Genomic DNA, 22,770 nt, shown 5'->3' on the forward strand with positions numbered 1-22,770 from the left:
GCCGAAGTCAATCCATGAAGCGGCCTCCGCTTCCGTGAGGCCGCCCAAAAATTGGAGGTCCACTATGGGACAGGCACGCGAAGTCATGGACCGCTTAAACCGGGCCATGGAATCAAAAGACAAAGAGACACTCGCCAGCAGCTACGCCGCCGACGCCGTGGCCTACACCCCCGACCAGGGGGAGATCCGCGGGCGTGACGCCATCAGCAGCTACCTCTTTGACCTTTGGGAAGCAATGCCGGACGTCCGGTACAACCAGATGGGACGGTACGAGTCCGGGAACGTGGCGATCGATGAGGGCATCGTGATCGGAACCAACACCGGGCCCCTGCGGATGCCCTCCGGCGAAACCATGCAGCCCACCGGCAAGGAAGTCAGGATCCGCAGTTGCGACGTCGCCACAGTGGAGAACGGCGAGATCACGTCTCACCATTTCTACTTCGACCAGGTGGAGTTCCTGTCACAGCTCGGGCTGATGCGGGAGATGACCTCGCACTGAGGGGGTTTGGCCAAAAACAAACGAAGATGCCGTGGAAACCCGCAAAGGGCTTCCACGGCATCTTGTCTAATAGGCGCTGATCCGACGATGAGTCAGCTCAGCAGTGGCCCCTACTTTTCGCAACCGATGCCGTCGCCGTCCCTGTCGAGGTGCCTGCCATAGCCCGGCATTCCGGCACGCACCGGTGCTGCACCTGCCGCCTTGGCAGCGGCACAGTTAGCGTAGTAGGCCGCGGCCGGCGCTGGTACAGCGGGAGCGGGAGCGGGAGCGGGAACAACAGGAGCGGGTGCAGCGGGAGCCGGTGCGGGCTTGGCTGCTTGTGCAGCGGCTGCATCGGCCGCAGCCTTGTCCGCGGCCGCTTTGTCTGCGGCGGCTTTGTCGGCCGCTGCCTTATCTGCCGCAGCCTTTGCAGCAGCTGCCAGCTCGGCGGCAGCCTTCTCGGCAGCCGCCTTCTCCGCGGCAGCCTTTTCCGCGGCCAGCTTTTCAAGGGAAGTGACCCCGAGGTGCACCGTGGAACCCTTTGCAGCCTTGGCACTCTCCGTGGGGTCCTGGGAAATCACCTGCCAGTTTTTCTTCACCATGATCGACTTGCCTTCAGCGGTGTCCACAGCCTCAACCTTGAAGCCGAGATCTTCCAACTGCTCCGTGGCCTTGTCCAAAGTCAGGCCTATTACGCCTGGAACCGCCACCGTTTCTTCAACGGCGGCAACGGCGGTTGCAGTTTCAGTTGCCTGCACGGCTGCCTGCTTGCCGCCGCCGCATCCGGTCAGCATCAGTCCGGTCAGGACAATTAATGTCAGTGTCTTTTTCACTTTTCCCCCTAGGAATGTTTGTGATGGTGAAACATGGGGCCTGAAAGCCCCAAGACTTTGAGTCAGCTTTCGCAGGCAACGCCGTCCAGGTCGCGGTCCAGTCCTGCCCGGTAACCGGGCTGGCCTGTGAGGATGGGCGCTGCACCGGCGGCTTTTGCCGCCGCACAGTTCGCATAGAAGACGGCGGCCGGTGCAGGAACAACCTGTGCAGGAACAACTGGCGCAGGGGCAGCGGGAGTCGGCACCACTGCAACCGGAGCAGGCGCCGGAACAACGGGCGCCGGTTCCGCGGCAGACACAGGCGGTGCTGATGCAGGAGGTGCTGGAGCAGCAGCCGCCTGCTGTTCCGTGGGGGCCAACTGCCCCGTGCACGCGGCGAGAATGTTCGCCATCGCGTCATGCTCCGCCTGGGTCACCCAGAGGCTGTACGTCGCTTTCACGGAAATCTGCCGCGCCACGTACTCGCAGCGGAACGCCTTGTTCGGCGGCACCCAGGTGGCGGCGTCGCCGTCGCCCTTTTTCTGGTTGGTGGGACCGTCCGTGGCCTGGAGGTTCAGCGGGTCGTTGGCGAAGGCTGTCCGCTGCTCAGCGGTCAGCTGCTGCGCGCCCTTCTGCCAGGCATCGCTGAGGGCAACAACATGGTCGATCTGGACGGCGGTGCTGGTCCCGCTCCCCCGCAGGAAGCTGATGCTGGCGCCCGTGTACGGATCCACCAGCGTGCCGGTCTGCACTTTGCAGGGCACGCTGTTGGTGTAGGTGACGTCCGTCAGGTCACGCCGAAGGATGTCGTTGCGGGTGTCGCAGCCGTTGCGGTCAACGTCCGCCCAGGCCTGCCCGAACAGCGCCCGGTCATAGCCCGTCTTGGGCGCCCGGCCCTTGATGGGCAGTGTCGCGAGCAGATCGATCGCCTTAGTGGTGAAGGCGGGCGCGTTCGGCGCAGCGGCACCCTGCGCCACAACGTTGGACGTTTCGCGGGCCAGCGGCTCCGCAGTCTCCCAGGCGGAGGGAACGGACGACGGCGCCGGCGCAGCTTCCGCAGTCGGGCTCGCCTCCGCCGGGGCCGCCGTTGCTGTGCTGGCTGAAGCTGCCGTCTCCAGATCCGCGGACAAAACACGAGGCAGGACGATGGCGCCGGCGATAAAGAATGCCAGAGAAACCCCAAGGGCAACTGCCCCGGACTTCCGCGTCCGCCGCGGTCTCCGTGCAGGCCCCGGCACCTTCCCAAACTTTGACAATGTTTTCCCCCATGAAAAAAGGCCCGGCAATGAGCCGGGCCTTTTGCTTAAGCCGCGTTGGTTACAGCTGGGAGCCTATTCGCCAAAAAGAGGGGAAAGCCGGGATTCGCAAGAACCTGAGGCAAGTTTGATCTTCTCTTGATCCAACCTTGATATGCCCGTCGCACAGCAGGCTCTGCACTTAATAATCGCGTGCGCAGTACCCAAAGCCCGCGCGGGCAGGAGGCTCGCGCGGGCTTTTGCCGGCTATGCGCGCTGGGTGATATTTAGGATGTTTCCCTCACTGTCCAGGAACCAGGCGGCCTTTCCCCAATCACTGGTGGCAACGCCGTTTTCCGTCTTCAGGCCGGGAAAATCGTAGTCTTCGAACGTCACGCCGCGGCTGCGCAGGTCCTCCATTTCCTTGTCAAGGTTGTCCGTTTCCCACCCCATCTGGGTGTTCTTGGCAGACCCCGCATTGTCCGTCTGGTAAACGAGGAAGCCTGTCCCTTTCCCGCAGGTATACATGAGGCTGTCCTCTTCCATGGAACCGGATGGTTCAATGCCCAACTTGTCCCGGTAAAAGTCCCTGGCCCTGTTGATGTCCTTGGCCGGAAGAACAGCAATGATTGCTGAATCTTTGAGCATAATAAATTCCTTTGTGCATTTTTATCGCGATGATGGCGCTGCTCTCCCCCGATTGCAGTCCCGGAACGTCTCTGTCCGCGGCTGCGTGGCCGTCCACTCCGCCCTGCTGTGGGCGGCTACCTGGGACTCTGCAACGCCCCGCCAGCCATACCGGCGCGAGGGTCCCCGAAGCCTATGTGGCCATTATGGAACTGAATTGTGGCCAGCGAAATAGGGAAAGTTTATTCTGCGGGTTTCCGCTGCAGGCCCTTTACATACGCGGCCTGCCCTACGTGTTGAAGGCAGTCCGCGACGGTGCTCACCAGCCGCACGCCGAGCGTGACGGGCGGGTCCCACCGGGTGTCAACCACACGGTCCAAGTCCTCGTCGCTGACTTTCTGCAGAAAATCAACCGTCTGCCGGTAGACCGCGTCATAGTACTCAAGCAGCACTTCCGCCGGAGCCCGCACAGCATCCACCTGATCGCTTGAGTGCCCATAGCCCGTATCGGTAGGGCGAAGCGGCAGTCCGAAACGGCCCACGAAATCCCGGGTGAACCATACTTGTTCCAGCCCCGCAACATCCGAAACCTGAACATCTTCCACCCTGGCCAGATGCCAGATCAGCCATGCGATCGAGTTGCCCGTTCCCGACGGCCGGACGGTGAGGGACCCGTCGTCGAGCCCTTCAAGAGTTGCTTCCACCGTTTCCCGGATCCTGCCGAACGCATCCAGCAGCAGGTCGTTCGATTTCATTGCTGCTGCCCGTCGGCTTCCGTTTCCTTGCTCCGGGCGTCACGCAGATGCTGCTCCAATTTGGCTTCCGCATCCCGCCGGCGGTCACCAATGGACCGCCCCTGTTCGGCCGCTGGAGGCGGATTTCCCGGCTCCTGCACTTGGTCATTCACCCCGGCGGCGGGGACGGCGCTGTCCAACTCTTCGCTGTTTTCACCCATACCGGATGGTCTCACAAGCGGTTGAACGGGTCGAGGAACCTGCCGGGCGGGCCGCAGACTGAGACCGCGGCCCGCCGCATGCGCTGTTTACCGTGCGTTAGGAACCCGGACGCCGAAGCTTCCTACTCTCACAGGGACGGCCGCCGGAAGCGGAGCCGCCCACTAGGTGCAGAGAGGCAACATGACCACCAAAATTCACCAGTCCAGCTTCAGCAGGCGGGCGGCGCTGGCCGCCGCCGGCACCCTTGGCGCACTGGGTGTCGCAGTCGCCGCTGGAACAGGGGCTAACGCGGCGCCGGGGGCTAAGGCACCCAAGCCCAGCCTCGCCTTCCACCCCGACGGCAAGTTCAAGGTAATCCAGTTCAACGACACCCAGGACGACGAACAGACGGACCGCCGGACCATCGAACTGATGGACCGCACGCTGGACGCGGAGAAGCCGGACTTCGTGGTGATCAATGGGGACGTTATCAACGGCGGGTGCGATACCGAACTGGAGGTCAAGCAGGCACTGAACCATGTGGTCCGGCCGATGGAAAGCCGCAAGATCCCCTGGGCTGTCACCTTCGGCAACCACGATGAAGATTCAGTTGCCAGGACCGGTATGACCGAAGGGAAAATGCTGCAGTTCCTGCAAAGCTACTCTTTCAACGTCAACGGCGACTCCGTGGACGGCCTTACCGGCACCTCCAACTCGCTCCTGCTGGTCCAGTCCTCGAAGTCCAAGGACCCTGCTTTCGGCCTCTGGCTCATCGATACCGGCCGCTACGCCCCGGACAGCATTAACGGACAGGATTTCGCCGGTTATCCGGACTGGGACTGGGTACGCATGGACCAGGTCACCTGGTACCGCAACCTCTCGATCGCCACGGAGCAGAAGTATGGCAGGAAAATTCCGTCCCTGATGTGGGGGCACATCGCCCTGCATGAGCACCGCAATATGTGGTTCGCCAGCCTTGATTCCCGGACGGACGCGGACCACCAGCGTGCGGTGAAGAAGCACAACATCGTGGGCGAGCGGAACGAAGACGAGTGCCCGGGCCCCTTAAACTCCGGCCTGTTCAACGCCTTTCTGGAGCGCGGGGATGTCCGCGGCTACTTCGTGGGCCACGACCACGTCAACACCTACGCGGGCAACTACTACGGCGTGGAACTTGGCTACGGGCCCGGGACCGGCTTTGGCGCATACGGGCTTCCGGGCGCCGACCGGAACAGGCTCCGCGGCGCCCGGGTCTTCGAACTCGATGAAAACCACGCGGGAATATACAAGTCGACCCGGCTGGTTTTCGCCAAAGACCTGGGGATCGATCTGACGGCGAATGACCAGCCTATTACTCCGCTGCCGCTGGACCCGGCGCAACTCTAGGGACCTACTTCCGGATCTCCGCCATTCTCAGCCGGACCATCTCCGCCACCACGTCGTCGGGAACGGGATGGTCCGGCGTGAACCGGATTGTCCCTTTGGACAGGGAATAGCCTTCGAGACGGGGTGCGACGGCATCCACCACCGCTGGCGAGAACGGAAAAATGGACAGGTGCTTGGCCGCCGCCACCACACCAATCAGCGGCTTGCCGTCCAGTTTCAGGGCGGGCATGCCGTAGCTCATCCCTTCGACGGCGTCCGGCGCGAGGCCCCGCGCAAGCTCGACAACGCGCTGCAGGCATGCGCGGTCAGTCCCGGACATGGCGGCGAGGGAATCGTCAACGGCACCCATGCGGCAAGTTTAGACCCGCAGAACATACGACGGCCGGGCGCCGCTTCCCGCACCGGCCACCTCTTCCCCTCTCCGATGGAACGGTGAACCATTGCCGTAGAGGCGCCGACATTCGAAGGAGTTCGCCGATGAGCTACGAGAAAGACCCCCGCGTGGACCAGTACATCGACCCCCTTCCGCCGTGGCAGCAGGCGATCTGCCAGCAGGTGCGGGACCTGGTCCACGCCGCTGATCCAGCCGTCGAGGAGACCATCAAGCGCACCGTCCAGCCCTACTTCGTCCTGCAGGGCAACATCTGCGCGCTGCTCGCGGCGAAGGACCACGTCAATGTCTTCCTGTACGACGGCGGCCTCACCCCGGACCCGCACCACATCATCACCGGCGGCCACGGCAACAAGACGGGCCGGATGATTTCGTACTACGAAGGTGACCCCGTCCAGGAGGAGGCCCTGCTCGAGATCTTCCGAGGGATCATCGCCACCAACCGTTCCGGAGGCTGGCGGAAGGCCAAGGCAGGTTCCGGCGCTTGACCCTTCGACGTCCCGGTAGTTGAGCACCGTGCACTTCGGTGGCTGAGCCTGGGCCACGGCCGCCGGATTCCCTGACCAAGCGGGCGAGATCAGGGAGCGGCTGGGAAGCGAAACCCGAAAGCCCGGTGCTTGAGCCTGTCGAAGCCCGGAACCCGAAACCCAGCGAGGAGTCAGGCGGGTGGGGCGTGCAGGAACCGTTCGAGTTCTTGTTCTCCTGGGGAGGGGCCGTAGACAAAGTCCGGGGGCAGGCAGGTCGGATTGATGCGGGCATGTTGCCTACTCCTTCGATGAATGGTGTACCAGTTTCAGGATGGCACCGGAGCGAAGAAGTCATCCCATTTCCTTTGGCTGGGATCCCAGAACGGCCATTCAATACCGGCCAGTAGCGACGTAGCATCGTCGAAGCCCGCGCCCGGATCGGGCGATCCAGCCATAAGGAGACAACGATGTGCCTTCATGACCACACCTCTGCCCCCACACCCGGCGCCAGGCTTCCCCGCCGCGGAATCCTCGCCGGCGCCGCAGCCCTCGCCGGAATCTCAGTGGCCAGCATTGCCGCCCAGCTCGGCGGCGCCCCGGCCGCGCATGCCGCGGACCGGCCCTCCGGTCCCAACTACCCCGGCAGCCCCCTCACCAACCCGCCGCTGATCATCGAAGGCGGCACCATAATCGATCCCAAGACCGGAGACGCCGTCGAGGACGGCGTTGTGGTGCTCGACGGAGGCAAAGTCACGGCCGCCGGAACGCGCGACGAGACGCGGAAGGCCGTGGCCGCCGTCGCCGGGCGTGCGCAGGTCCTGAACGCCTCGGGCCGGTGGGTGCTCCCCGGTCTGGTGGATGTGCACGTCCACGCGAACGCGCTCGCCGACGCCCGCGCCATCCTGCAGGGCGGCGCCACCAGCGTGCGCAGCGGTTCGAGCAGTTTCTATCAGGACGTGGCGCTCGCCGCCCTCCCGGAGTGGGCACCCGGCGTCTCCCCGCGGATGACGCCCGCCGGCCTGTTCATCTCGCCTGACCTCGGCGATTCACTCCTGGCCGATCCCGACCTTGCACCCCTGGCCACCCTCGCCGGCGGCGTCAAGGAAAATTCGGACCTGGCCTACCTCACCCGCGTGAACCTGAGCCGCGGCGCCAAGGTCATCAAGACCCGAGCCAACCCCCGCGCCGGTCTCCCCGAGCAGGATCCGCGCGAGCTGGTCTACAACCAGGAACAGCTGTCCGCCGTGGTCAAAGCAGCGAACGGGGCCGGCGTCCTGTGCCACGCCTACAGCGCAGAAGGTATCGACGGCGCAGTGCGCGCCGGGGTGCGCAGCGTGGAGCACGGTGTCTTCGTTTCCGAAAACACCATTGCCGAGATGGCCCGACGCGGCACCTTCTTCACGCCCACCATGGACGCGATCACCAGCATGGCAACTTCCACGAATCCCATCCTGGCCGCGCGGGGCAAGGAGTACACGCCCATCCTGCAGGCCGCGGTGCGCGCAGCAAAGGAGGCGGGCGTGACGATCGTGGCCGGCACCGACTCCTTCGGCACCGACGTTACGCCAATCGGCACCGAAGCGCGCCTGCTCGCCGAGGCCGGGCTCACGCCGCTCGAAGCGCTGCAGTCCGCCACCGTCCACGCGGCCCGCCTGCTTGGACAGGACGACGTCGGGCGGCTGGTCCGCGGATCACTCGCCGACGTGGTGGTGGTCGACGCCGATCCGCTCACCGACGCTTCCGCCTTGGAGAAGGTGCGCGTTGTGGTGGCGCAGGGCGCGGTGGTGCGGAACGAACTGTAGGTCCTTGACGCGGGCCAGTAGCGCAGCGTAGCCGCCTATCGGCCCGCCCGGACCATCCGCATCTCCGGCAGGCCCTCCCACTCCGGCGGCAGCACCCCACGTCTGCCGTCGGGCCGGAAGCCGAGCCTGCGGTAGAAAGCCTGGGCCCTTACGTTGTCCTCGAGCACCCAAAGGTATGCCGGTGACTCCCCGATTGCCGCGCCCAGCAGGGCCGTCCCCAAACCCATCCCCTGCGCGCGGCCCAGGAGGTAGATCGAATACAGCTCCAGCGGAACGGGACCATCCTCGTCGCGGCCTGGTCCGGCGTCGGCAAATCCCACCACCTCGTTGTTGGCGTCCACAGCGAGGATGCGGGGGTCTTCCACGTCCAGGTGATTCCGACGGCGGGCCGCCCGTTCGGGAACCGCATGCCGGCGGGCCGCAAAAAAGGCCGGGGACAGCAGGTGGGAATAGCACTCTTCGTGCGCCAGTGTGTGCATCAGCACCACGGCTTCTGCATCGCCAGGAGTGGCCTGGCGCAGCACGTAATCCATGCCCCAGCCTAACCAGTGATGAACGTCAACCTTCAGAACCCTTGCCCTGAGTCCTGCGCAGAAGCATACTTATTAGCAGGACTAATTAGCAATGCTAAGCATTTTCGGGAGGCGCAACACCACAGTGGCCACAACCAAAACCGACAACAGCAAGACCACGGAATCCTCTACCGCCGACACCCTCGCCATCGAGCTCCGCACAGCGGTGATGCGCACATCCCGCAGGCTCCGCGTTGAAGCCACCGGCGACGTCATCACCCCCGGGCAATACACAGTGCTGGCCCAACTGCACGGCAGCGGCCCCACCACGCTCCGCGAACTGGCCGAGCGGGAGCACGTACAGGCTCCCTCCATGACCCGCATCGTCAACGCCCTCGCCGACCAGGGCTTCGTGTCCCGGGCGGCCAACCCCGACGACGGCCGCCAGGTCCGCGTGGACATCACCGACGGCGGCAGGGCAGTGCTGGCGGAAGCCCGCAACCAGCGCACGGCCTGGCTTGCCCAGCGCGTGGCCGGGCTGAGCGAAGAGGACCGGCAGATCCTGAGCCGGGCCGCCCACATCATGCAGGAGATGAGCGGCCGATGAGCGCCATGTTCCGGGCCCTGGATAACCGCAACTACCGCATCTGGGCCGGCGGGGCCATTGTGTCCAACATCGGGACCTGGATGCAGCGCGTGGCGCAGGACTGGCTGGTGCTGACTGTCCTCACCAACCATTCGGGCGCCGCCCTCGGCATCACCACCGGCCTGCAGTTCCTGCCCATGCTGCTGCTCGGCCCCTACGGCGGAGTACTGGCGGACCGCTACCGTAAGCGCGTCATCCTGCTGTGGACGCAGGTGGCCATGGGTGCGACCGGGCTGGTGCTGGGACTCCTGGTGGTCACGGGCACCGCCCAGCTCTGGCATGCCTACCTGGCCGCACTCTGCCTCGGAATCGCCGGCGCCATCGACGCGCCATCGCGCCAGGCGTTCGTTTCCGAACTCGTGGGACAGGACAACATCTCCAACGCGGTGGCACTGAACTCAGCGTCCTTCAACACCGCACGGCTCACCGGACCCGCCATCGCCGGGGTGCTGATCGCATGGGTGGGCACCGGACCGGTGTTCCTGCTCAACGCGGCCAGCTTTGCCGCAGTGATCATTTCGCTGTTCCGGATCCGGACTTCGGAACTGGTCCCTGCGGTCCGGCCGTCCCGCAGCAAACACCAGGTGGCGGAAGGCGTGCGCTACGTCCGCCGGAGGCCGGATCTGGTGCTGATCCTCTTTATGGTGGGCATTTTGGGCGCCTTTGGCATGAACTTCCCCATCACCAACGCCCTGATGACCACCCTCGAGTTCGGGGTGGGACCTGGTGAATTCGGGCTCCTTGGCTCCATTATGGCGGTGGGCACGCTGGCCGGTGCGCTGCTGGCGGCGCGCAGGGCCGGCCCGCGGCTGCGGTATCTCCTGGGCGGGGCGCTGGGCCTGGGTGCGTTCACGCTCCTGGCCAGCGTATCGCCGTCGTTCTGGCTCTATGCCGCCGTGCTCATACCGGTTGGCCTGGCATCCATCACGTTCCTGAACAGCTGCAACACGAGTATCCAGCTCTCTGTGGAACCGCAGTTCCGCGGACGGGTGCTGGCCCTGTACCTTGCTATCCTCCAGGGCGGAACTGCCGTGGGTGCTCCGCTGATGGGCTGGATCGGCTCCGAGTTCGGCGCCCGCTGGTCAGTGGGCGCCGGCGGTGCCGTGGTACTGGCCACCGCACTGTTCGCCGTCATCGTGGTGAGCCGCCGGAACAGCCTCAGCTTCCGGGACAACCTCAGGATAGTGTTCCGCAAGCGGCGCGAGCCGGCCGTGTAACCGGCCGGCCGCGGAGATCAACTCTTCCGGGAGAACCTCAGGATAGTGTTCCGCAGGCGGCGCGAGCCGGCCGTATAACCGGCCGGCTGCGGGGATCAACTCTTCCGGGCCGCCACTGCTTCGGACAGCGATTTCAGGCCGCGTTCGAAGTCCGATCCCACCAGCTTGTCCATGTTCATAAAGAGCGCGAACAGCTTGGCAGCTCCTTTGTTTTCCCCGGTCATCACCCAGTTGACCTCGGTGCCGCCGGGTACGGGGGTGAAGGTAAAGGTGGTGGGGTTCAGGGCTTTGAACGGCTTGGTGAACTGCAGGCGGACGTGGATCCGGCTGGATGGTTCCGACTCGACGATCTCCATGGTTCCGCTGCCGGCTTTGCGGTTGCCGCTCCACTCGTAGCCTGCGCCCACACCGGCCTCACTGCCGAAGTAGCGCCGGCTCATGCCCGGATCCACGGTCTCCCACGGCGACCACTTGGTCCACTCATGGAAGCTGTTGACCAGCGGGAAAACGTCTTCGGCGGGAGCAGGGATGACCGCGCTGCGGCGGACTTCATAAGTGGACATGGCCCTAAGCATAGAAGCGGGGACCCAGCCTGGGTAGCTTCAAGCCAGTGGAGCCCCCAACGCGGGGTCACTTTTGGCCCAAAAAAGAGAGTTTTAGGGGCCGGAAGTGACCCCGCGTTGGGGAACACCCAGCACCACGTTCACAGGTTCCTTGCCCTCCAGCATCAACCCGACCTGCTGCTTGACCAGGCGGACCATGCGCGGGAACATCGCCGAACTCGCCCCGCCCACATGCGGTGTGATCAGCACGCCTGGCGTGGTCCAGAGCGGATGATCGGCCGGTAGGGGTTCAGGGTCCGTCACATCCAGGGCAGCCCGAAGCCGGCCGGAAGACGTCTCAGCCAGAAGCGCGTCGGTCTCCGCCACCGGGCCGCGGGCCACATTCACCAGCAGCGCCCCGTCCGGCATTGCCGCCAGAAACTTCGCGTCCACCAGCTGCCGGGTCTGCTCGCTGAGCGGAACGCTCACCACCACAATTTCGTGCAGCGGCAGCTGCTCATACAGCGAGTCGATCCCGTAGATTTTTCCGTCGGCGTCCTCGCGTTCGCGGCTGGCCATCCTGGTCACTTCGGTTTCGAACGGCAGCAGCCGTGCCTCGATGGCCTTGCCCACTCCCCCGTAGCCCACCAGCAGCACCCGCCGGTCCGCAAGGCTGGGCCGCTGGCTGTTGTCCCATATTCCGCTGGCCTGGTTGCGGGCAAAATCGGCCAGGCCGCGCTGGCTGGCGACCATCATGCCCAGGGCGAGTTCCGCCGTCGACGTCTCATGCACCCCCGCCGCATTGGCGAAAACGCACCCCTCGGGCAGGACATCCGCCACGCCGTCGTACCCGATGGACTGGCTCTGGACCAGCCCAACGTCCACCCCCTCAAGGGCCGCCAGCGCCCCCGGCTTGCCCATGTAGGGCGGCACCAGCAGGTCGATCCGGCCCTCCGGGGCGGGACCGGTAAGGTCCCAGAGGAGAAGTTCGACGCCGGCGGTCGCCTGGAGCGCATCCACGAGTTTCTGATCGGGCACGGCCACCCGGAGCGGCGCGCTCACGCGGCCACCACGAGCTCGGAGGAGGAATTCATACGGGCGATCTTAGTACCGAGGGTCCGCCTGCCCGCCCTCCGTCAGGCAGACCCACCCATCAAGAATGCCGACATGACAAATTTGTCAAAAAACTTTGGCCAAACCCGTAACCTTTGTGACGCGTATTTCGATCCAATAGGTGCGGGGGGGGAAAACCGCACAGTTGAACGCAATCCATAAAATTCGTCAACGGAGGGTCTCATGTCCTACTTCACTTTTTCCAGCAACAAACTCGCCGTAACTCTGCTCGCCGCCGGCGCCCTGGCTGTCGGCGGGACGGGTGTTGCGGCTGTGGCAGGTTCGCAGCCCGGCGGTCCGGTGGTACTCGTGGCGGAAACGGAATCCCCGTCGCCCAGCCCCACCGCCACAGAAACTGAGTCGCCGGAACCCACGCCGACAGAAACCGAAACGGAATCCCCGGAGCCCACTCCCACGGAAACCGAAACGGAATCCCCGGAACCGACACCCACGGAAACCGAAACCGAGTCGCCGGAACCAAGCCCGTCCCCCACCGAAACTGAGGAGCCTGAGTCACCGCCGGCATCCACACCGGTGGGGCCTGACGCCACCGGCCCGGCAGCTGTTGGCCTCTGCAACGCGTACGCCCATGGAGGCCTTGGCGCCAAGTCCACCGCCTATCAAGCACTCGTGAATGCTGCGGGCGGGGAAACCAACATCAGCATCTACTGCGACACTATTCCTGCCCCTGAGGATGACGCAGACGAAGACGCTCCGGAAGCACCGGCCCCAGGCTCCGGTGACGAACAGGTGGTGCAGCAGGGCCAGGGCCAGGCACCTGCCCAGAAGGGAAATGCGGGCAACCAGTCAAATAATGGGAACAAGCAGTCCGGTCACGGACAGCGGTAACCTGTCAGCAGGAGCGGTAGCTGCGCCGGGACGGGCTTTTCGTCCTGGCGCGGCCCATCCACTGGATGCCCCGCAGGGGCATTCTGCCGCAGGGGGGCGGATGCAACGGCTCACGGATGAGGCAGCGACGCCACGTCAGGCTGACGATGGCGTCTTCTGTGCTGTGTACCGCGAGTTCTCGCCCGCGGTGCTCAACTATCTTCGTGCACGGGATGTGGAAGACCCCGAAGGGATGACCCAGGAGGTTTTCCTATCCCTGTACGCGCAGCTTGAAGGTGTAAGCGGCGGGGTGCAGGGAGCGAAGTCCCTGGTCTTTTCCATCGCCCACGCCCGTTATGTGGACGAGCACCGCCGCCGCATCAAGGCTCCGGCATGTACGGACTACGACGCACAGGCTGACCCGCGCTGCAGTGCCTCGGCCGAGGAGCAACTGCTGGCAGCAGAGGGCACAGAAACGGTCAAAACCCTCCTCGGGACGCTGCAGCAGGACCAGCAGGAGGTTATCGCCCTGAGGATCATCGCCGACCTTTCGTTGGAGACAACGGCGGAAATTATGGGCAAATCTCCCGGCGCGATCAAGCAGCTGCAACGCAGGGCGCTGTGCCGGCTCAGGAAACTCCGTCCCTCACTGAGAGAAGGTGCGTCATGACCACCAACCCACGTGCGCAGGACGAGCGCCGCGTCGACGACGAGCGAAGCGTGGATGCGTTGCTCGCGGAGAGCGGCTTCCCCGACGATGCGGAGCTGCGGAATATGTTGCTCGAGCTGAGGGCCTTCCGCTCTGCCACAGTCCCGGAGCCATCGGCGGGGCTCGCAGCGCTCATGGGTTGGCCGCAGCTTCAGGCGCCCCCGCAGGATGAGAATGTGGTCCGGCTTGAGGACTGGACCCGCAAGCACCCGAAGACAAAACGCGTTGTCCTCACCACGCTGGCCGTGGCGGCTTCGCTGGGCATCGCCGGCGGAGCGGCAGCCGGGAATGACACATTGCGCCGCCAGGCGGAAGGAACCATCAGCGATATTGTCCGGTCCTTCGCACCGCCGCCACCCCCTGCGCCTGCACCACCTTTGCCTTCCGAGGCACCCAGCCCGGCACCCGCCGTCGTTCCCTCACCTCCAGGCGCGCCACCGGCGGCAGGCCTTCCAGGCTCTCCTGCCCCTGCCCCTCTGCTGCCGGCGAACCCAGGGCCGCCCCAGGAGACCCCGTTTGAAGCTCCGGATCCGCACGGGCTCCAACGGGAGCCGAATCCGAACCGCGTGCCCGGCGAATCTTCCGCGCCGCTGGACGCGCCGTTCGAACAGGGAAGACAACCGGCCGACGTGCCGGCATCCCCGCGGGCCGCGCTGCCTCCGCAGGACCACGCCCCGGCAGGAAGGGAGAACTCTTCGGAGCGCGGGAAAGCCAATGTCAAGGCAGACCCGCCAATGGCGCCCGGAAATCCACCTGCTCCTGCCGGCCCGCCGTCACGGGGCCGGTAGCGGGAACACATGCACCACGCCGGGGCCGGCGTCAATTTCGATCCCCCCGCGGGAAGTTGGTAGAGCTTAATGGATGCACGACCTACTCAATCCCGCCATGCCGTTTATTGCCGTCACGCTTGCAGTGGCCGCCGGACTGGTCCTGTCCTGGCTGCTGCGCAAGCTCGTCCTGCGCCTCAACCGCAAGCGCCCCGAACTGCAGGCCACCTCCCGGGTGGCCCGCCAGCCTCTGCGGCTGGCGCTGTGCCTCATCGGCGTCCGCACCGCGCTGGGGCTGACGGCCGAGGGCGAAAACTGGCTGCCCGGCGTCGACCATTTGCTGCTGATAGCCCTCATCGGCTCCCTCGCCTGGCTGGGCGTGGCTGTCCTGCTGATTATCGAAGCGGTGGTGCTCGGCCGGTACAGCGTTGACGTTGCGGACAACCGGCGTGCCCGGCGGCTCCGGACGCAGATGATCCTGGCCCGGCGGATCGGCGTTGCCCTGGTGGTGGTCCTGGCCGTGGGCTCGGTGATGCTCACGTTCCCGGCCATCCAGGCCCTCGGCGCCGGGCTGCTGGCGTCCGCCGGCGTGATCTCGATCGTGGCCGGCCTCGCCGCGCAGACCTCGCTGGTGAACGTCTTCGCGGGCATGCAGCTTGCTTTCACGGATGCCATCCGCGTGGATGACGTGGTGGTGGTCCAGAAGGAGTGGGGCCGGATCGAGGAGATCACGCTGACGTATGTGGTGGTCCACATCTGGGACGACCGGCGGCTGATCCTGCCGTCCACCTACTTCACCACCACACCGTTCGAAAACTGGACCCGCCGCCAGTCCGAGGTAATGGGCACCGTGGAGTTCGACCTCGACTGGCGCGCCCCCGTGGAGGACATGCGCGCCGAACTGCGCAGCGTGCTCGCGGGCACGGAACTGTGGGACGAGCGCGTAGGTGTCCTGCAGATCACCGACGCAACCGGCGGGTTCGTCCGCGTCCGCATCCTGGTCAGCGCCGCGGACAGCGCCGCGCTCTTCGACCTGCGCTGCCTCATTCGCGAGGCCATGGTCACCTTCCTCCAGCAGGGGCATCCGGAGGCACTCCCCCAGCAGCGCTGGACCGAGGCAGCGTCCGACGGCGGCGCCTCCCCGCGCCGTCAGCAGCCACTGCGGGGGCTGGGCACCTCCGCCCGGGATGGCTCGCGAACGCCGGCGGACCCGCAGGAGTCCCAACTGTTCACCGGCTCGATCGAGGCCGTCCAGCGTTCGCGCGCCTTCACCGGCCCCGGCGACGAGGTGTTCCAGGACCGGGACCAGACTCTGGCTTCCAGGAACTAAAACCCTTGATATGTGACCATATGGTCACCTATCATGGTTCCTATGGATGCCGTATTCAAGGCACTCGCAGACCCTACCCGCCGGGACCTGCTTGACGAGCTTTTCCGGGAAGACGGCCAGACCCTCGGCGCCCTCGAGGGCCGCTTCGACATGACGCGTTTCGGGATCGCCAAGCACCTCAAGGTCCTGGAAGAAGCCGGACTCGTGGTGGTCCGCCGCCGGGGGCGGGAAAAGCTGCATTTCCTGAATCCGGTGCCCATCCGGCTCGTCCACGACCGCTGGGTGAGCAAGTACGCCGAACCATGGGCCGCTGGCCTCAGCGACCTCAAATCCAGATTGGAAAGTCCCATGGAAAAAATCTTCGAGATCTACATCAAGACCACGCCGGAGCGGCTCTGGGAAGCCATCACGGACAGCGACATCCGCAGCAAGTACCAGTTCGGGAACACCATCGAATCGGACTGGACACCGGGCGGCAGCTTCACCATGAACAACGTCAAAGCCGGCGCTCCCCTGGGCGAAGGCGAGAACCTTGAGGTGGACCCGCCGCGCCGGCTGGTCCAGACCATGCGCGCCCTCTGGGGCGAGGACGTCAAGGCCGAGGGAACCTCGAAGGTCACCTGGGACATCGAGCCCGTGGGCGATTCCTGCCGCCTCACCGTCACCCACAGCGACCTCCGCGAAGGCGCCAACGAACAGCTCTACGGCGGGTGGCCGATGATCCTCTCCGGCCTGAAAACCTGGCTGGAAACCGGCGAAAAACTCACCACGCCGGGTTCGCTGATGTACACCTGAGTGCCGTTGAACAGCTGAGGAACGGACGACGGCGGGAGGCGGCCGGGGGCCGCACCATCACGTTCGGCGCGTGCCGTCCCACCCTCTGCGCCGCAGGTTGCGGGTGGCCATCAGCGACCCGCCGATGAACAATACTCCGAGGACAACGATGGCCACCCCAACGTAGAACCATGCACCCCGGCCGAAGATCATCAACGCCACGCCCAGGATGCAGAGGCCTTTTGCGGTGATATCGAGGTAAAGCTGCGCCTTTGGAGAAGCCATACCTCCACGATAAACCAGGCTCTCGAGACGCTTAGTCCGTCCGCTGCCTCCACAGCAGGAACACACCGAACGTCACCACACACAGGACCAGCATGGCCAGGACCATCCGCGCCCAGTTTTCCTGGTGTACGCCGCCAGCCGCGAACACGCCGATCATCACCGTGGCGGTGATAGCGCCGACGTACCGGCAGGTCTGGTAGATGCCCGCCGCAACGCCACGCTCCTGCGGCCGGGTGGAGACGAACATACCCTGGTTGGTGGCGATGCTGACCGTGCCGTAAGGAACGCCCATCAGCGCCGTCAGGACCAGCACCAGCGGAATCACGAGCGTTCCGGTGAGCAGCCACATCAGGGCGGCAACCGCCGTCAGCAGGACGACGCCGGCAATCAGCACCCGCCGCACACCGAACCTTCCGATGGCCCTCACCGCCCACGGGGTTGCCACAACGGACATCGCGGCGAGCGGCAGCATCAGCAGGCCCACAACCCCGGGATCGTAGCCCCCCGCCTCCTGCAGCAGCTGCGGCAGGCCGAAGAACACGAAGTAGTACACGCTGCTGAACACCGCGAAGCCGAGGTACACCAGCATCAACGGCCGGTTCCGGCCAAGGAGCCTAAGGTCCAGGAACGGCCGGTTGAAACGCAGCTCCCGCCAGGCGAACAGGGCCGCGGTGACGGTACCGGCCGCCAGCATCCACCAGCGGTAGCCCGGCGCCACATTGAGCGCGGCCATCATCACCAGCAGCAGGGCTGAGACAAAAGCCAGGATGCCGGGAATGTCCGAGTCCCTAACGAGCTCGGCCACGCTGCCGTGCTCCCGGGCCTCGTCCCTTGGAGCAGCCTGCCGCACGATCAGAAGCGCGGCCAGCGCGAGCGGCACGTTGATCAGGAACAGCGCCTCCCAGCCCACCAGGCTCACCAGCAGGCCGCCGACCACCGGGCCCACCGCGGCGGCCGACGTGTTCGCCATTTGCAGCCGCCCCAGCGGTCGGGCCGAGTCAACGTTTGCCCGGTGGGCTATGGCGCCCACCATCACCACCGCGCTGGGATACGCCGTTGCCGTACCCAGCGCCATGAATGCCCGCGCCACACACAGCAGGGCGAAGTTCGGCGCGAGCGGCGCCAGCGCGCAGGTGACTGCGACCAGTGCCATGCCGAGCATAAACATCCGCCGTGGCCCGAAACGGTCCGCCAGCCTGCCCATCACGGGCTGTCCGGCCGCCGAGGCGAGGTAGAACGAGGTGACCACCCAGGTGACGGCCGCGACGTCGAGGCCGAAGTCAGCGCGGAGAACCACCAATGCCACCGCGATCATCGAGGAGTTCAGCGGGTTCAGGGCCGTGCCCAGGCTGAGTCCGGCGACCGCCAGGCCAGTCCGGGGATTGTTGCTCACGGAAACAGTCTTACCCACCGGTGCGGGCGTTAGCGACTTTGATGACCCTAGGGTGCCTTGTTGCCCGCCTGCACCGGCGGGAACAGGGCCTTTTCCACGACGCCGGTGAGGTCCCTGATGACCTTGGCCTGCCCTTCATCCTGGGTGCCGTCTTCGTTCTCGGTGTAGATGACCAGGACAAAGGTTGAGCCGCGGTAGGCGAGGATTGCGGCGTCGTGGAGTTCGCCGTCGAACTCGCCGTATTTATGGAACACTTCGATGCCGGACTGGGAGCCGGCGGGAATCAGTTCCTCGTTGTTGGTGTCCTGCATGTAGCCCAGCAACTGTTTGGTGTTGTCCGGGTTCAGCAGGTCTCCGGCGTATAGCTGTTTCAGGACCAGGGCCATCGCGGCAGGGGTCAGGAGGTTCTTCTCCGGGTCGTAGGTGATGCCGATGGAGGACGCGTAGTCGATCAGCCGCGGATAGCCCACCGCATCCATCAGCAGCAGCCAGGAATCGTTGTTGCTCTCGTTGACCATCGCCTCGAGCTGGAACGCGGCGTCGTAGTCCCCCAGTGGGTCATCGAGGCTTGCTTCGCCGGTTTCCACCAAGTGGTAGTAGGCGGCGGCTGTGATGATCTTCGCGGTGCTGGCGGCCGTGAAGTCCTCCTGGTCGCCGAAGGTGAGTGCGGCGTCGCCGGAGATGTCGGCCATGGCCAGCCCGATCCGGTAGGCCGGATTTTCGTCGAGGATGGACTGGACGGTGTCCTCGAGGGAATCCGGGGCCACGGCCACCGGCGCTTCGGGAACAGCCCCCGGGACTGGGCCGGTTGCGGCCAGGGGTCCTGACCGCACTACGGCCAGAACAAAAATCGCCACGATCACCAGCGCCACGGCCGTGAACAGCAGCGCAAGCTTCTTCCGGTCCCGCCGGGGCGCAGCGACATCCCGCGCTGCAGCACGCCTCTCCTGGTCCCGCATACGGGTTACCTCTTCCACCTGAACAAACCGATCCGCATCCTGCGGGCCCACAGGGCACGTGATGCGGTGTCGATTAGATCATCCGAGGTTGGGAGCTGGCTGTAAGGATTGGGGCCATGTCTTCAATCCGCACCCCTTTGTGGACTTTGCACCCCCGAAAGCGGGGGTGCAAAGACCGTCAGCGGGTGCGGGCCGCCAGTGCAGAGTCCAGGAACTCCAGGTGGGCCGGTGCCACGCGGACAGAGCTGTCCGAGTATTCGGGGTGTTTGGTGAGGAACTTCTTGATGAAAGGGCACACCGGAACGATGCCCATCTCCGCGCTGGCGGTTTCGTCCAGGGCCACCGTGGCGAGCTTGCCTGCCAGACCCTGGCCGCCGTATTCCTCGTTGATCACCGTGTGGTAGAAAATCCGCTGCGGTGAGCCGCCGCCGTCGTACTCCTTGTACGCCGCCTTGCCGATCACGCTGCCTGCGTCCAGGATTTCGAAACGCTCGCGGCCGGCGTTGTGGCGGACGGTGATCTCACTCAAGGGGACTCCTTCGATGCGGTTGTGTTGCTGCCCTTGCCAAGCCTAACCCGGCCGGGGCCACCCTTATTTCCGTTCCAGGCACCCGGTGACTTCCGTGGTGAAGCCTTGTAGTGTCAGCACCGGAACGGCCACCCGCACGGCAAAGTTGACGAAGGAGCAGACCATGGCAGTCAGTGACGAAGAAGCACAAGTGCTGGACCAGTGGAGCAACAGGCTTGCCCAGGCGCTGCAGATCCTGGACCTCAAGGTGGACAACGAGCTGCTTCTGGACCTGGCCCGCAAGTCCGCGGACTCCGTCATCCACCCCGCCGCCCCGGTCACCACGTTCCTGGTGGGCTACGCCGCCGGATTGGAAGCCGGCACCGGCAGTGCCGGGTCGCGCGAAGCCTCCAGTGCGGCGGTGCAGCGGGCGGCCAGCGTTGCCTTTGGCCTCTGCGACGACGGGCACGACGGCGGCCCCGCCAGCCAGGGCTGGGCGGACACTGCCCAATAAGGGCTGGGTCATTGAGCCCGTCGTGAAGGTCCCATGATTGCGCTTGTGCCCAGTGCTTGAGCCTGTCGTGAGCCCCCGGTGATTGAGCCAGTCGAAATCGGGCTGGTGAAGTGCCGTTTCGACAGACTCAACCACCGCTATCCCGCAGCTGTTGGCTCCTCTTCGAGGACCAGAACCGGCTCGAGCTTCACGATCACTGCCTTGGACACGGGCGTCTGGCTGCCCTCGGCCACGCTTTCCAGCGGGACCAGGACGTTGGCCTCGGGGTAGTAGGCGGCGGCGCACCCGCGGGCCGTAGGGTAGGACACCACCCGGTAGTTCCGCAGGACCCGCTCCGCGTTGTCCGGGTAGACGCCCCAGATGTCCACATGCTGCCCGTCCTCCAGCCCCAGTTCGGTGAGGTCTGCCGGGTTCACGAACACTACCTCGCGGCCCTTCTTGATGCCCCGGTAGCGGTCGTTATGTCCGTAGATGGTGGTGTTGAACTGGTCGTGCGAGCGCATGCTCTGCAGGATCAGGGTGCCGGCCGGCCGTTCCACGTGTTCGAGTTCATTGACGGTAAGAACGGCCTTGCCCGTGGGGGTGTTGAAGGTGCGCGAGTCCCGGGGCCCGTTGGGCAGGATGAAGCCGCCTTCCTGCCTGATCTTCCGGTTGTAGTCCTCGCAGCCCACCACCACGTGGGAGATGTGCTCCCGGATGAGGTCGTAGTTCTTTTCGAAGCCTGCCCAGTCAGCGGCGATCCGGTCGCCTAGAACCCGGCGCGCCAGCCGGCTGACGATCGCCACTTCGGAGAGCAGTCCCGGCGCCACCGGCTCCACGGTTCCGTGGGAGGCGTGGACCGCGCAAACAGTGTCCTCCACCGAAACAAACTGCGGGCCGGATTCCTGGCGGTCGATCTCGGTGCGCCCCAGCGTGGGCAGGATCAGGGCCTCGGCGCCGGTCACGGCGTGGGAGTGGTTGAGCTTGGTGGAGATCTGGACCGACAGTTCAGTGCTCTCCATCGCCGCTTCAGCCGCATGGGTGTCCGACATGGCGCCCACGAAGTTGCCGCCCAGCCCCACAAAAACCTTGATGCCGCCGTCGCGCATCTGCCGGATTGTCTCCACAGCGTCCGCTCCGTGCTCCCGGGGCGGTTCGAAGCTGAACTCTTTACCGAGCGCGTCCAGGAACGCCGGCGGCATCTGCTCCCAGATGCCCATGGTGCGGTCCCCCTGGACGTTGCTGTGTCCACGGATGGGCGAGGCGCCGGCGCCGGGTTTGCCGATGTTGCCCCTAAGCAGCAGCAGGTTGATGATCTCCTTGATGGTGGCCACGGCTTTTTTGTGCTGGGTGATGCCCATGGCCCAGGTGATGATTACTTTGTCTGCCCGTAGATAGCGGTCCGCCAGTTCGTCGATTTCGTCCGAACGCAGCCCTGTTGCCTCAAGGACGGTGGCTTCGTCCAAGGTGGCGAGGTGTGCCTTCAGCTCGTCAAGGCCCTGGCAGTGCTCCTCCAGGAACTGATGGTCCAGCACGGTGCCCGGTGCCGCGGCTTCGGCGGCCAGTATCCGCTTGGAGACCGCCTGCAGCAGCGCCATGTCCCCGCCGAGCCGGATCTGCAGAAACTGGTCGGCCAGGTCCGTGCCGTGGCCGATGATGCCCTTCACGCGCTGCGGATTCTTGTAGCGCATCAGGCCCGCCTCCGGCAGCGGGTTGACGGCAACGATCTGCGCGCCAGCGTCCTTGGCTTCCTCCAGCGCCGTGAGCATCCGTGGATGGTTGGTCCCTGGGTTCTGTCCCAGGATGATGATCAGGTCAGCTTTTTCGAAGTCGTTATAAGAGACGGTGGCTTTGCCCACGCCGATGGTCTGGCCCATGGCCCAGCCGGAGGATTCGTGGCACATGTTGGAGCAGTCCGGCAGGTTGTTGGTGCCGTATCCGCGGATGAACAGCTGGTACAGGAACGCTGCCTCGTTGGACGTGCGGCCGCTGGTGTAGAAGGCTGCCTGGTCAGGGCTTGGCAAGGAATTGAGCTTGTCCGCGATGATGCCGAACGCCTCGTCCCAGCCCACCGGCCGGTAATGGTCCTCGCCGGCCGGTTTGTACACGGGTTCGGTCAGGCGCCCCTGCATCCCCAGCCAGTACTCTGACCTTTCCCGCAGCTCGCTGACAGGGTGCTCAGCCCAGAACTCCGAGGCGACCACTACCGGGGTGGCCTCCCAGGTGACTGCCTTGGCGCCGTTCTCACAGAATTCGAACGTCTTGCGGTGGCCCGGGTCCGGCCACGCACAACTCATGCAGTCAAAGCCGTCCTTCTGGTTCAGTGCCAGCAGGGTTTTCCTGGACCGCTCCAGGCCCATGTGCTCCAGCGCAGGTTTCATGGAGTGATAGACACCGGGGACTCCGGCGGCCCAGGTTTTAGGGTGTCCGCTCACCTCAAGCCCGGACTCGTCCGCCTCTTCGACCTTCGGATTCTTGCGCACCACGCTGCATCCTCCTCGCTTCGCCCGGACCCGAAATACCGTGCACCTGCCACGGGACCGGTTCCCTTCAACAGTTGT

At 65.2% G+C, this 22,770-nt stretch carries 26 protein-coding genes; 12 read left to right on the forward strand and 14 right to left on the reverse strand.

The window, feature by feature from the left end; genetic code table 11:
• The first annotated feature begins 64 nt into the window (after window positions 1-64).
• On the forward strand, window positions 65-499 hold the full coding sequence (locus QRN11_RS07335; RefSeq protein WP_285250459.1) for a nuclear transport factor 2 family protein: 435 nt from the start codon (window positions 65-67) through the stop codon (window positions 497-499).
• Window positions 500-609: 110 nt separating this feature from the next.
• On the opposite strand, the gene QRN11_RS07340 is transcribed toward QRN11_RS07335, so the two are convergent.
• The 5 genes from QRN11_RS07340 to QRN11_RS07360 all read right to left on the reverse strand — a co-directional run bounded on the left by QRN11_RS07340 (window position 610) and on the right by QRN11_RS07360 (window position 4,107).
• Complete coding sequence (locus QRN11_RS07340; protein ID WP_285250460.1) at window positions 610-1,311, reverse strand: excalibur calcium-binding domain-containing protein; 702 nt, start codon at window positions 1,309-1,311, stop codon at window positions 610-612.
• Between the two features lie 62 nt (window positions 1,312-1,373).
• Window positions 1,374-2,420, reverse strand: coding sequence for a GmrSD restriction endonuclease domain-containing protein (locus tag QRN11_RS07345; protein ID WP_350223974.1), 1,047 nt, complete (start codon window positions 2,418-2,420; stop codon window positions 1,374-1,376).
• Between the two features lie 372 nt (window positions 2,421-2,792).
• Entirely contained in the window at window positions 2,793-3,173 is a 381-nt protein-coding gene (locus tag QRN11_RS07350) for a VOC family protein (RefSeq protein ID WP_091417525.1), read from the reverse strand.
• A gap of 221 nt (window positions 3,174-3,394) precedes the next feature.
• The gene (locus QRN11_RS07355) at window positions 3,395-3,907 is read right to left on the reverse strand and encodes a mycothiol transferase (RefSeq protein ID WP_285250462.1); all 513 of its coding nucleotides are present in this window, start codon (window positions 3,905-3,907) and stop codon (window positions 3,395-3,397) included.
• Entirely contained in the window at window positions 3,904-4,107 is a 204-nt protein-coding gene (locus QRN11_RS07360; RefSeq protein WP_285250463.1) for a hypothetical protein, read from the reverse strand. The genes QRN11_RS07355 and QRN11_RS07360 overlap by 4 nt, the downstream gene beginning before the upstream one ends.
• A gap of 181 nt (window positions 4,108-4,288) precedes the next feature.
• Between QRN11_RS07360 and QRN11_RS07365 the strand changes: the two genes are divergently transcribed.
• The gene (locus QRN11_RS07365; protein WP_285250464.1) at window positions 4,289-5,473 is read left to right on the forward strand and encodes a metallophosphoesterase family protein; all 1,185 of its coding nucleotides are present in this window, start codon (window positions 4,289-4,291) and stop codon (window positions 5,471-5,473) included.
• A gap of 4 nt (window positions 5,474-5,477) precedes the next feature.
• Here QRN11_RS07365 and QRN11_RS07370 read toward each other — a convergent pair whose 3' ends face one another.
• Entirely contained in the window at window positions 5,478-5,822 is a 345-nt protein-coding gene (locus QRN11_RS07370) for an iron chaperone (protein ID WP_285250465.1), read from the reverse strand.
• Window positions 5,823-5,950: 128 nt separating this feature from the next.
• On the opposite strand from QRN11_RS07370, the gene QRN11_RS07375 reads away from it, so the two are divergent.
• On the forward strand, window positions 5,951-6,352 hold the full coding sequence (locus QRN11_RS07375) for a DUF1801 domain-containing protein (RefSeq protein ID WP_285250466.1): 402 nt from the start codon (window positions 5,951-5,953) through the stop codon (window positions 6,350-6,352).
• Window positions 6,353-6,798: 446 nt separating this feature from the next.
• A complete protein-coding gene (locus QRN11_RS07380) occupies window positions 6,799-8,133 on the forward strand; it encodes an amidohydrolase family protein (protein WP_285250467.1) in 1,335 nt (444 codons plus the stop codon).
• Window positions 8,134-8,168: 35 nt separating this feature from the next.
• Here QRN11_RS07380 and QRN11_RS07385 read toward each other — a convergent pair whose 3' ends face one another.
• Entirely contained in the window at window positions 8,169-8,666 is a 498-nt protein-coding gene (locus tag QRN11_RS07385) for a GNAT family N-acetyltransferase (RefSeq protein WP_285250468.1), read from the reverse strand.
• 208 nt (window positions 8,667-8,874) lie between these two features.
• Between QRN11_RS07385 and QRN11_RS07390 the strand changes: the two genes are divergently transcribed.
• Both QRN11_RS07390 and QRN11_RS07395 read left to right on the forward strand, forming a co-directional pair.
• Complete coding sequence (locus QRN11_RS07390; RefSeq protein ID WP_502935019.1) at window positions 8,875-9,252, forward strand: MarR family transcriptional regulator; 378 nt, start codon at window positions 8,875-8,877, stop codon at window positions 9,250-9,252.
• On the forward strand, window positions 9,249-10,508 hold the full coding sequence (locus QRN11_RS07395; protein ID WP_285250470.1) for an MFS transporter: 1,260 nt from the start codon (window positions 9,249-9,251) through the stop codon (window positions 10,506-10,508). The genes QRN11_RS07390 and QRN11_RS07395 overlap by 4 nt, the downstream gene beginning before the upstream one ends.
• A 95-nt stretch (window positions 10,509-10,603) precedes the next feature.
• Here the strand turns inward: QRN11_RS07395 and QRN11_RS07400 are convergent, their stop codons facing one another.
• Together QRN11_RS07400 and QRN11_RS07405 are read right to left on the reverse strand one after the other, a co-directional pair.
• Window positions 10,604-11,071 (reverse strand): SRPBCC family protein, encoded by a 468-nt coding sequence (locus QRN11_RS07400; RefSeq protein ID WP_142062808.1) that lies wholly within the window; start codon window positions 11,069-11,071, stop codon window positions 10,604-10,606.
• Between the two features lie 93 nt (window positions 11,072-11,164).
• Complete coding sequence (locus QRN11_RS07405; RefSeq protein WP_285250471.1) at window positions 11,165-12,112, reverse strand: 2-hydroxyacid dehydrogenase; 948 nt, start codon at window positions 12,110-12,112, stop codon at window positions 11,165-11,167.
• Between the two features lie 234 nt (window positions 12,113-12,346).
• Between QRN11_RS07405 and QRN11_RS07410 the strand changes: the two genes are divergently transcribed.
• The 5 genes from QRN11_RS07410 (at window position 12,347) to QRN11_RS07430 (ending at window position 16,592) form a co-directional block, all read left to right on the forward strand.
• Window positions 12,347-13,012 (forward strand): hypothetical protein, encoded by a 666-nt coding sequence (locus QRN11_RS07410; RefSeq protein WP_285250472.1) that lies wholly within the window; start codon window positions 12,347-12,349, stop codon window positions 13,010-13,012.
• Window positions 13,013-13,112: 100 nt separating this feature from the next.
• Window positions 13,113-13,661 (forward strand): RNA polymerase sigma factor, encoded by a 549-nt coding sequence (locus tag QRN11_RS07415; RefSeq protein ID WP_285250473.1) that lies wholly within the window; start codon window positions 13,113-13,115, stop codon window positions 13,659-13,661.
• Window positions 13,658-14,488 carry a hypothetical protein gene (locus tag QRN11_RS07420; protein WP_285250474.1) on the forward strand — a complete coding sequence of 277 codons (831 nt, stop codon included), beginning with the start codon at window positions 13,658-13,660 and terminating at the stop codon, window positions 14,486-14,488. The genes QRN11_RS07415 and QRN11_RS07420 overlap by 4 nt, the downstream gene beginning before the upstream one ends.
• A 73-nt stretch (window positions 14,489-14,561) precedes the next feature.
• Window positions 14,562-15,797 carry a mechanosensitive ion channel family protein gene (locus QRN11_RS07425; RefSeq protein ID WP_285250475.1) on the forward strand — a complete coding sequence of 412 codons (1,236 nt, stop codon included), beginning with the start codon at window positions 14,562-14,564 and terminating at the stop codon, window positions 15,795-15,797.
• 42 nt (window positions 15,798-15,839) lie between these two features.
• The gene (locus QRN11_RS07430) at window positions 15,840-16,592 is read left to right on the forward strand and encodes an ArsR/SmtB family transcription factor (RefSeq protein WP_285250476.1); all 753 of its coding nucleotides are present in this window, start codon (window positions 15,840-15,842) and stop codon (window positions 16,590-16,592) included.
• 57 nt (window positions 16,593-16,649) lie between these two features.
• On the opposite strand, the gene QRN11_RS07435 is transcribed toward QRN11_RS07430, so the two are convergent.
• The 4 genes from QRN11_RS07435 to QRN11_RS07450 all read right to left on the reverse strand — a co-directional run bounded on the left by QRN11_RS07435 (window position 16,650) and on the right by QRN11_RS07450 (window position 19,737).
• Entirely contained in the window at window positions 16,650-16,856 is a 207-nt protein-coding gene (locus QRN11_RS07435; RefSeq protein WP_142062796.1) for a hypothetical protein, read from the reverse strand.
• Between the two features lie 31 nt (window positions 16,857-16,887).
• Complete coding sequence (locus tag QRN11_RS07440) at window positions 16,888-18,249, reverse strand: MFS transporter (RefSeq protein WP_142062792.1); 1,362 nt, start codon at window positions 18,247-18,249, stop codon at window positions 16,888-16,890.
• Between the two features lie 47 nt (window positions 18,250-18,296).
• Window positions 18,297-19,208 carry a serine hydrolase gene (locus tag QRN11_RS07445; RefSeq protein ID WP_285250477.1) on the reverse strand — a complete coding sequence of 304 codons (912 nt, stop codon included), beginning with the start codon at window positions 19,206-19,208 and terminating at the stop codon, window positions 18,297-18,299.
• Between the two features lie 178 nt (window positions 19,209-19,386).
• Window positions 19,387-19,737 (reverse strand): GNAT family N-acetyltransferase, encoded by a 351-nt coding sequence (locus QRN11_RS07450; RefSeq protein ID WP_285250478.1) that lies wholly within the window; start codon window positions 19,735-19,737, stop codon window positions 19,387-19,389.
• Window positions 19,738-19,900: 163 nt separating this feature from the next.
• Between QRN11_RS07450 and QRN11_RS07455 the strand changes: the two genes are divergently transcribed.
• Window positions 19,901-20,230 carry a DUF6457 domain-containing protein gene (locus QRN11_RS07455; protein ID WP_142057480.1) on the forward strand — a complete coding sequence of 110 codons (330 nt, stop codon included), beginning with the start codon at window positions 19,901-19,903 and terminating at the stop codon, window positions 20,228-20,230.
• A gap of 137 nt (window positions 20,231-20,367) precedes the next feature.
• Here the strand turns inward: QRN11_RS07455 and QRN11_RS07460 are convergent, their stop codons facing one another.
• The gene (locus QRN11_RS07460; RefSeq protein ID WP_285250479.1) at window positions 20,368-22,695 is read right to left on the reverse strand and encodes an FdhF/YdeP family oxidoreductase; all 2,328 of its coding nucleotides are present in this window, start codon (window positions 22,693-22,695) and stop codon (window positions 20,368-20,370) included.
• Between the last annotated feature and the right edge of the window lie 75 nt (window positions 22,696-22,770).

The organism is Pseudarthrobacter sp. fls2-241-R2A-168 (genome assembly GCF_030209335.1).
Classification (GTDB): domain Bacteria; phylum Actinomycetota; class Actinomycetes; order Actinomycetales; family Micrococcaceae; genus Arthrobacter.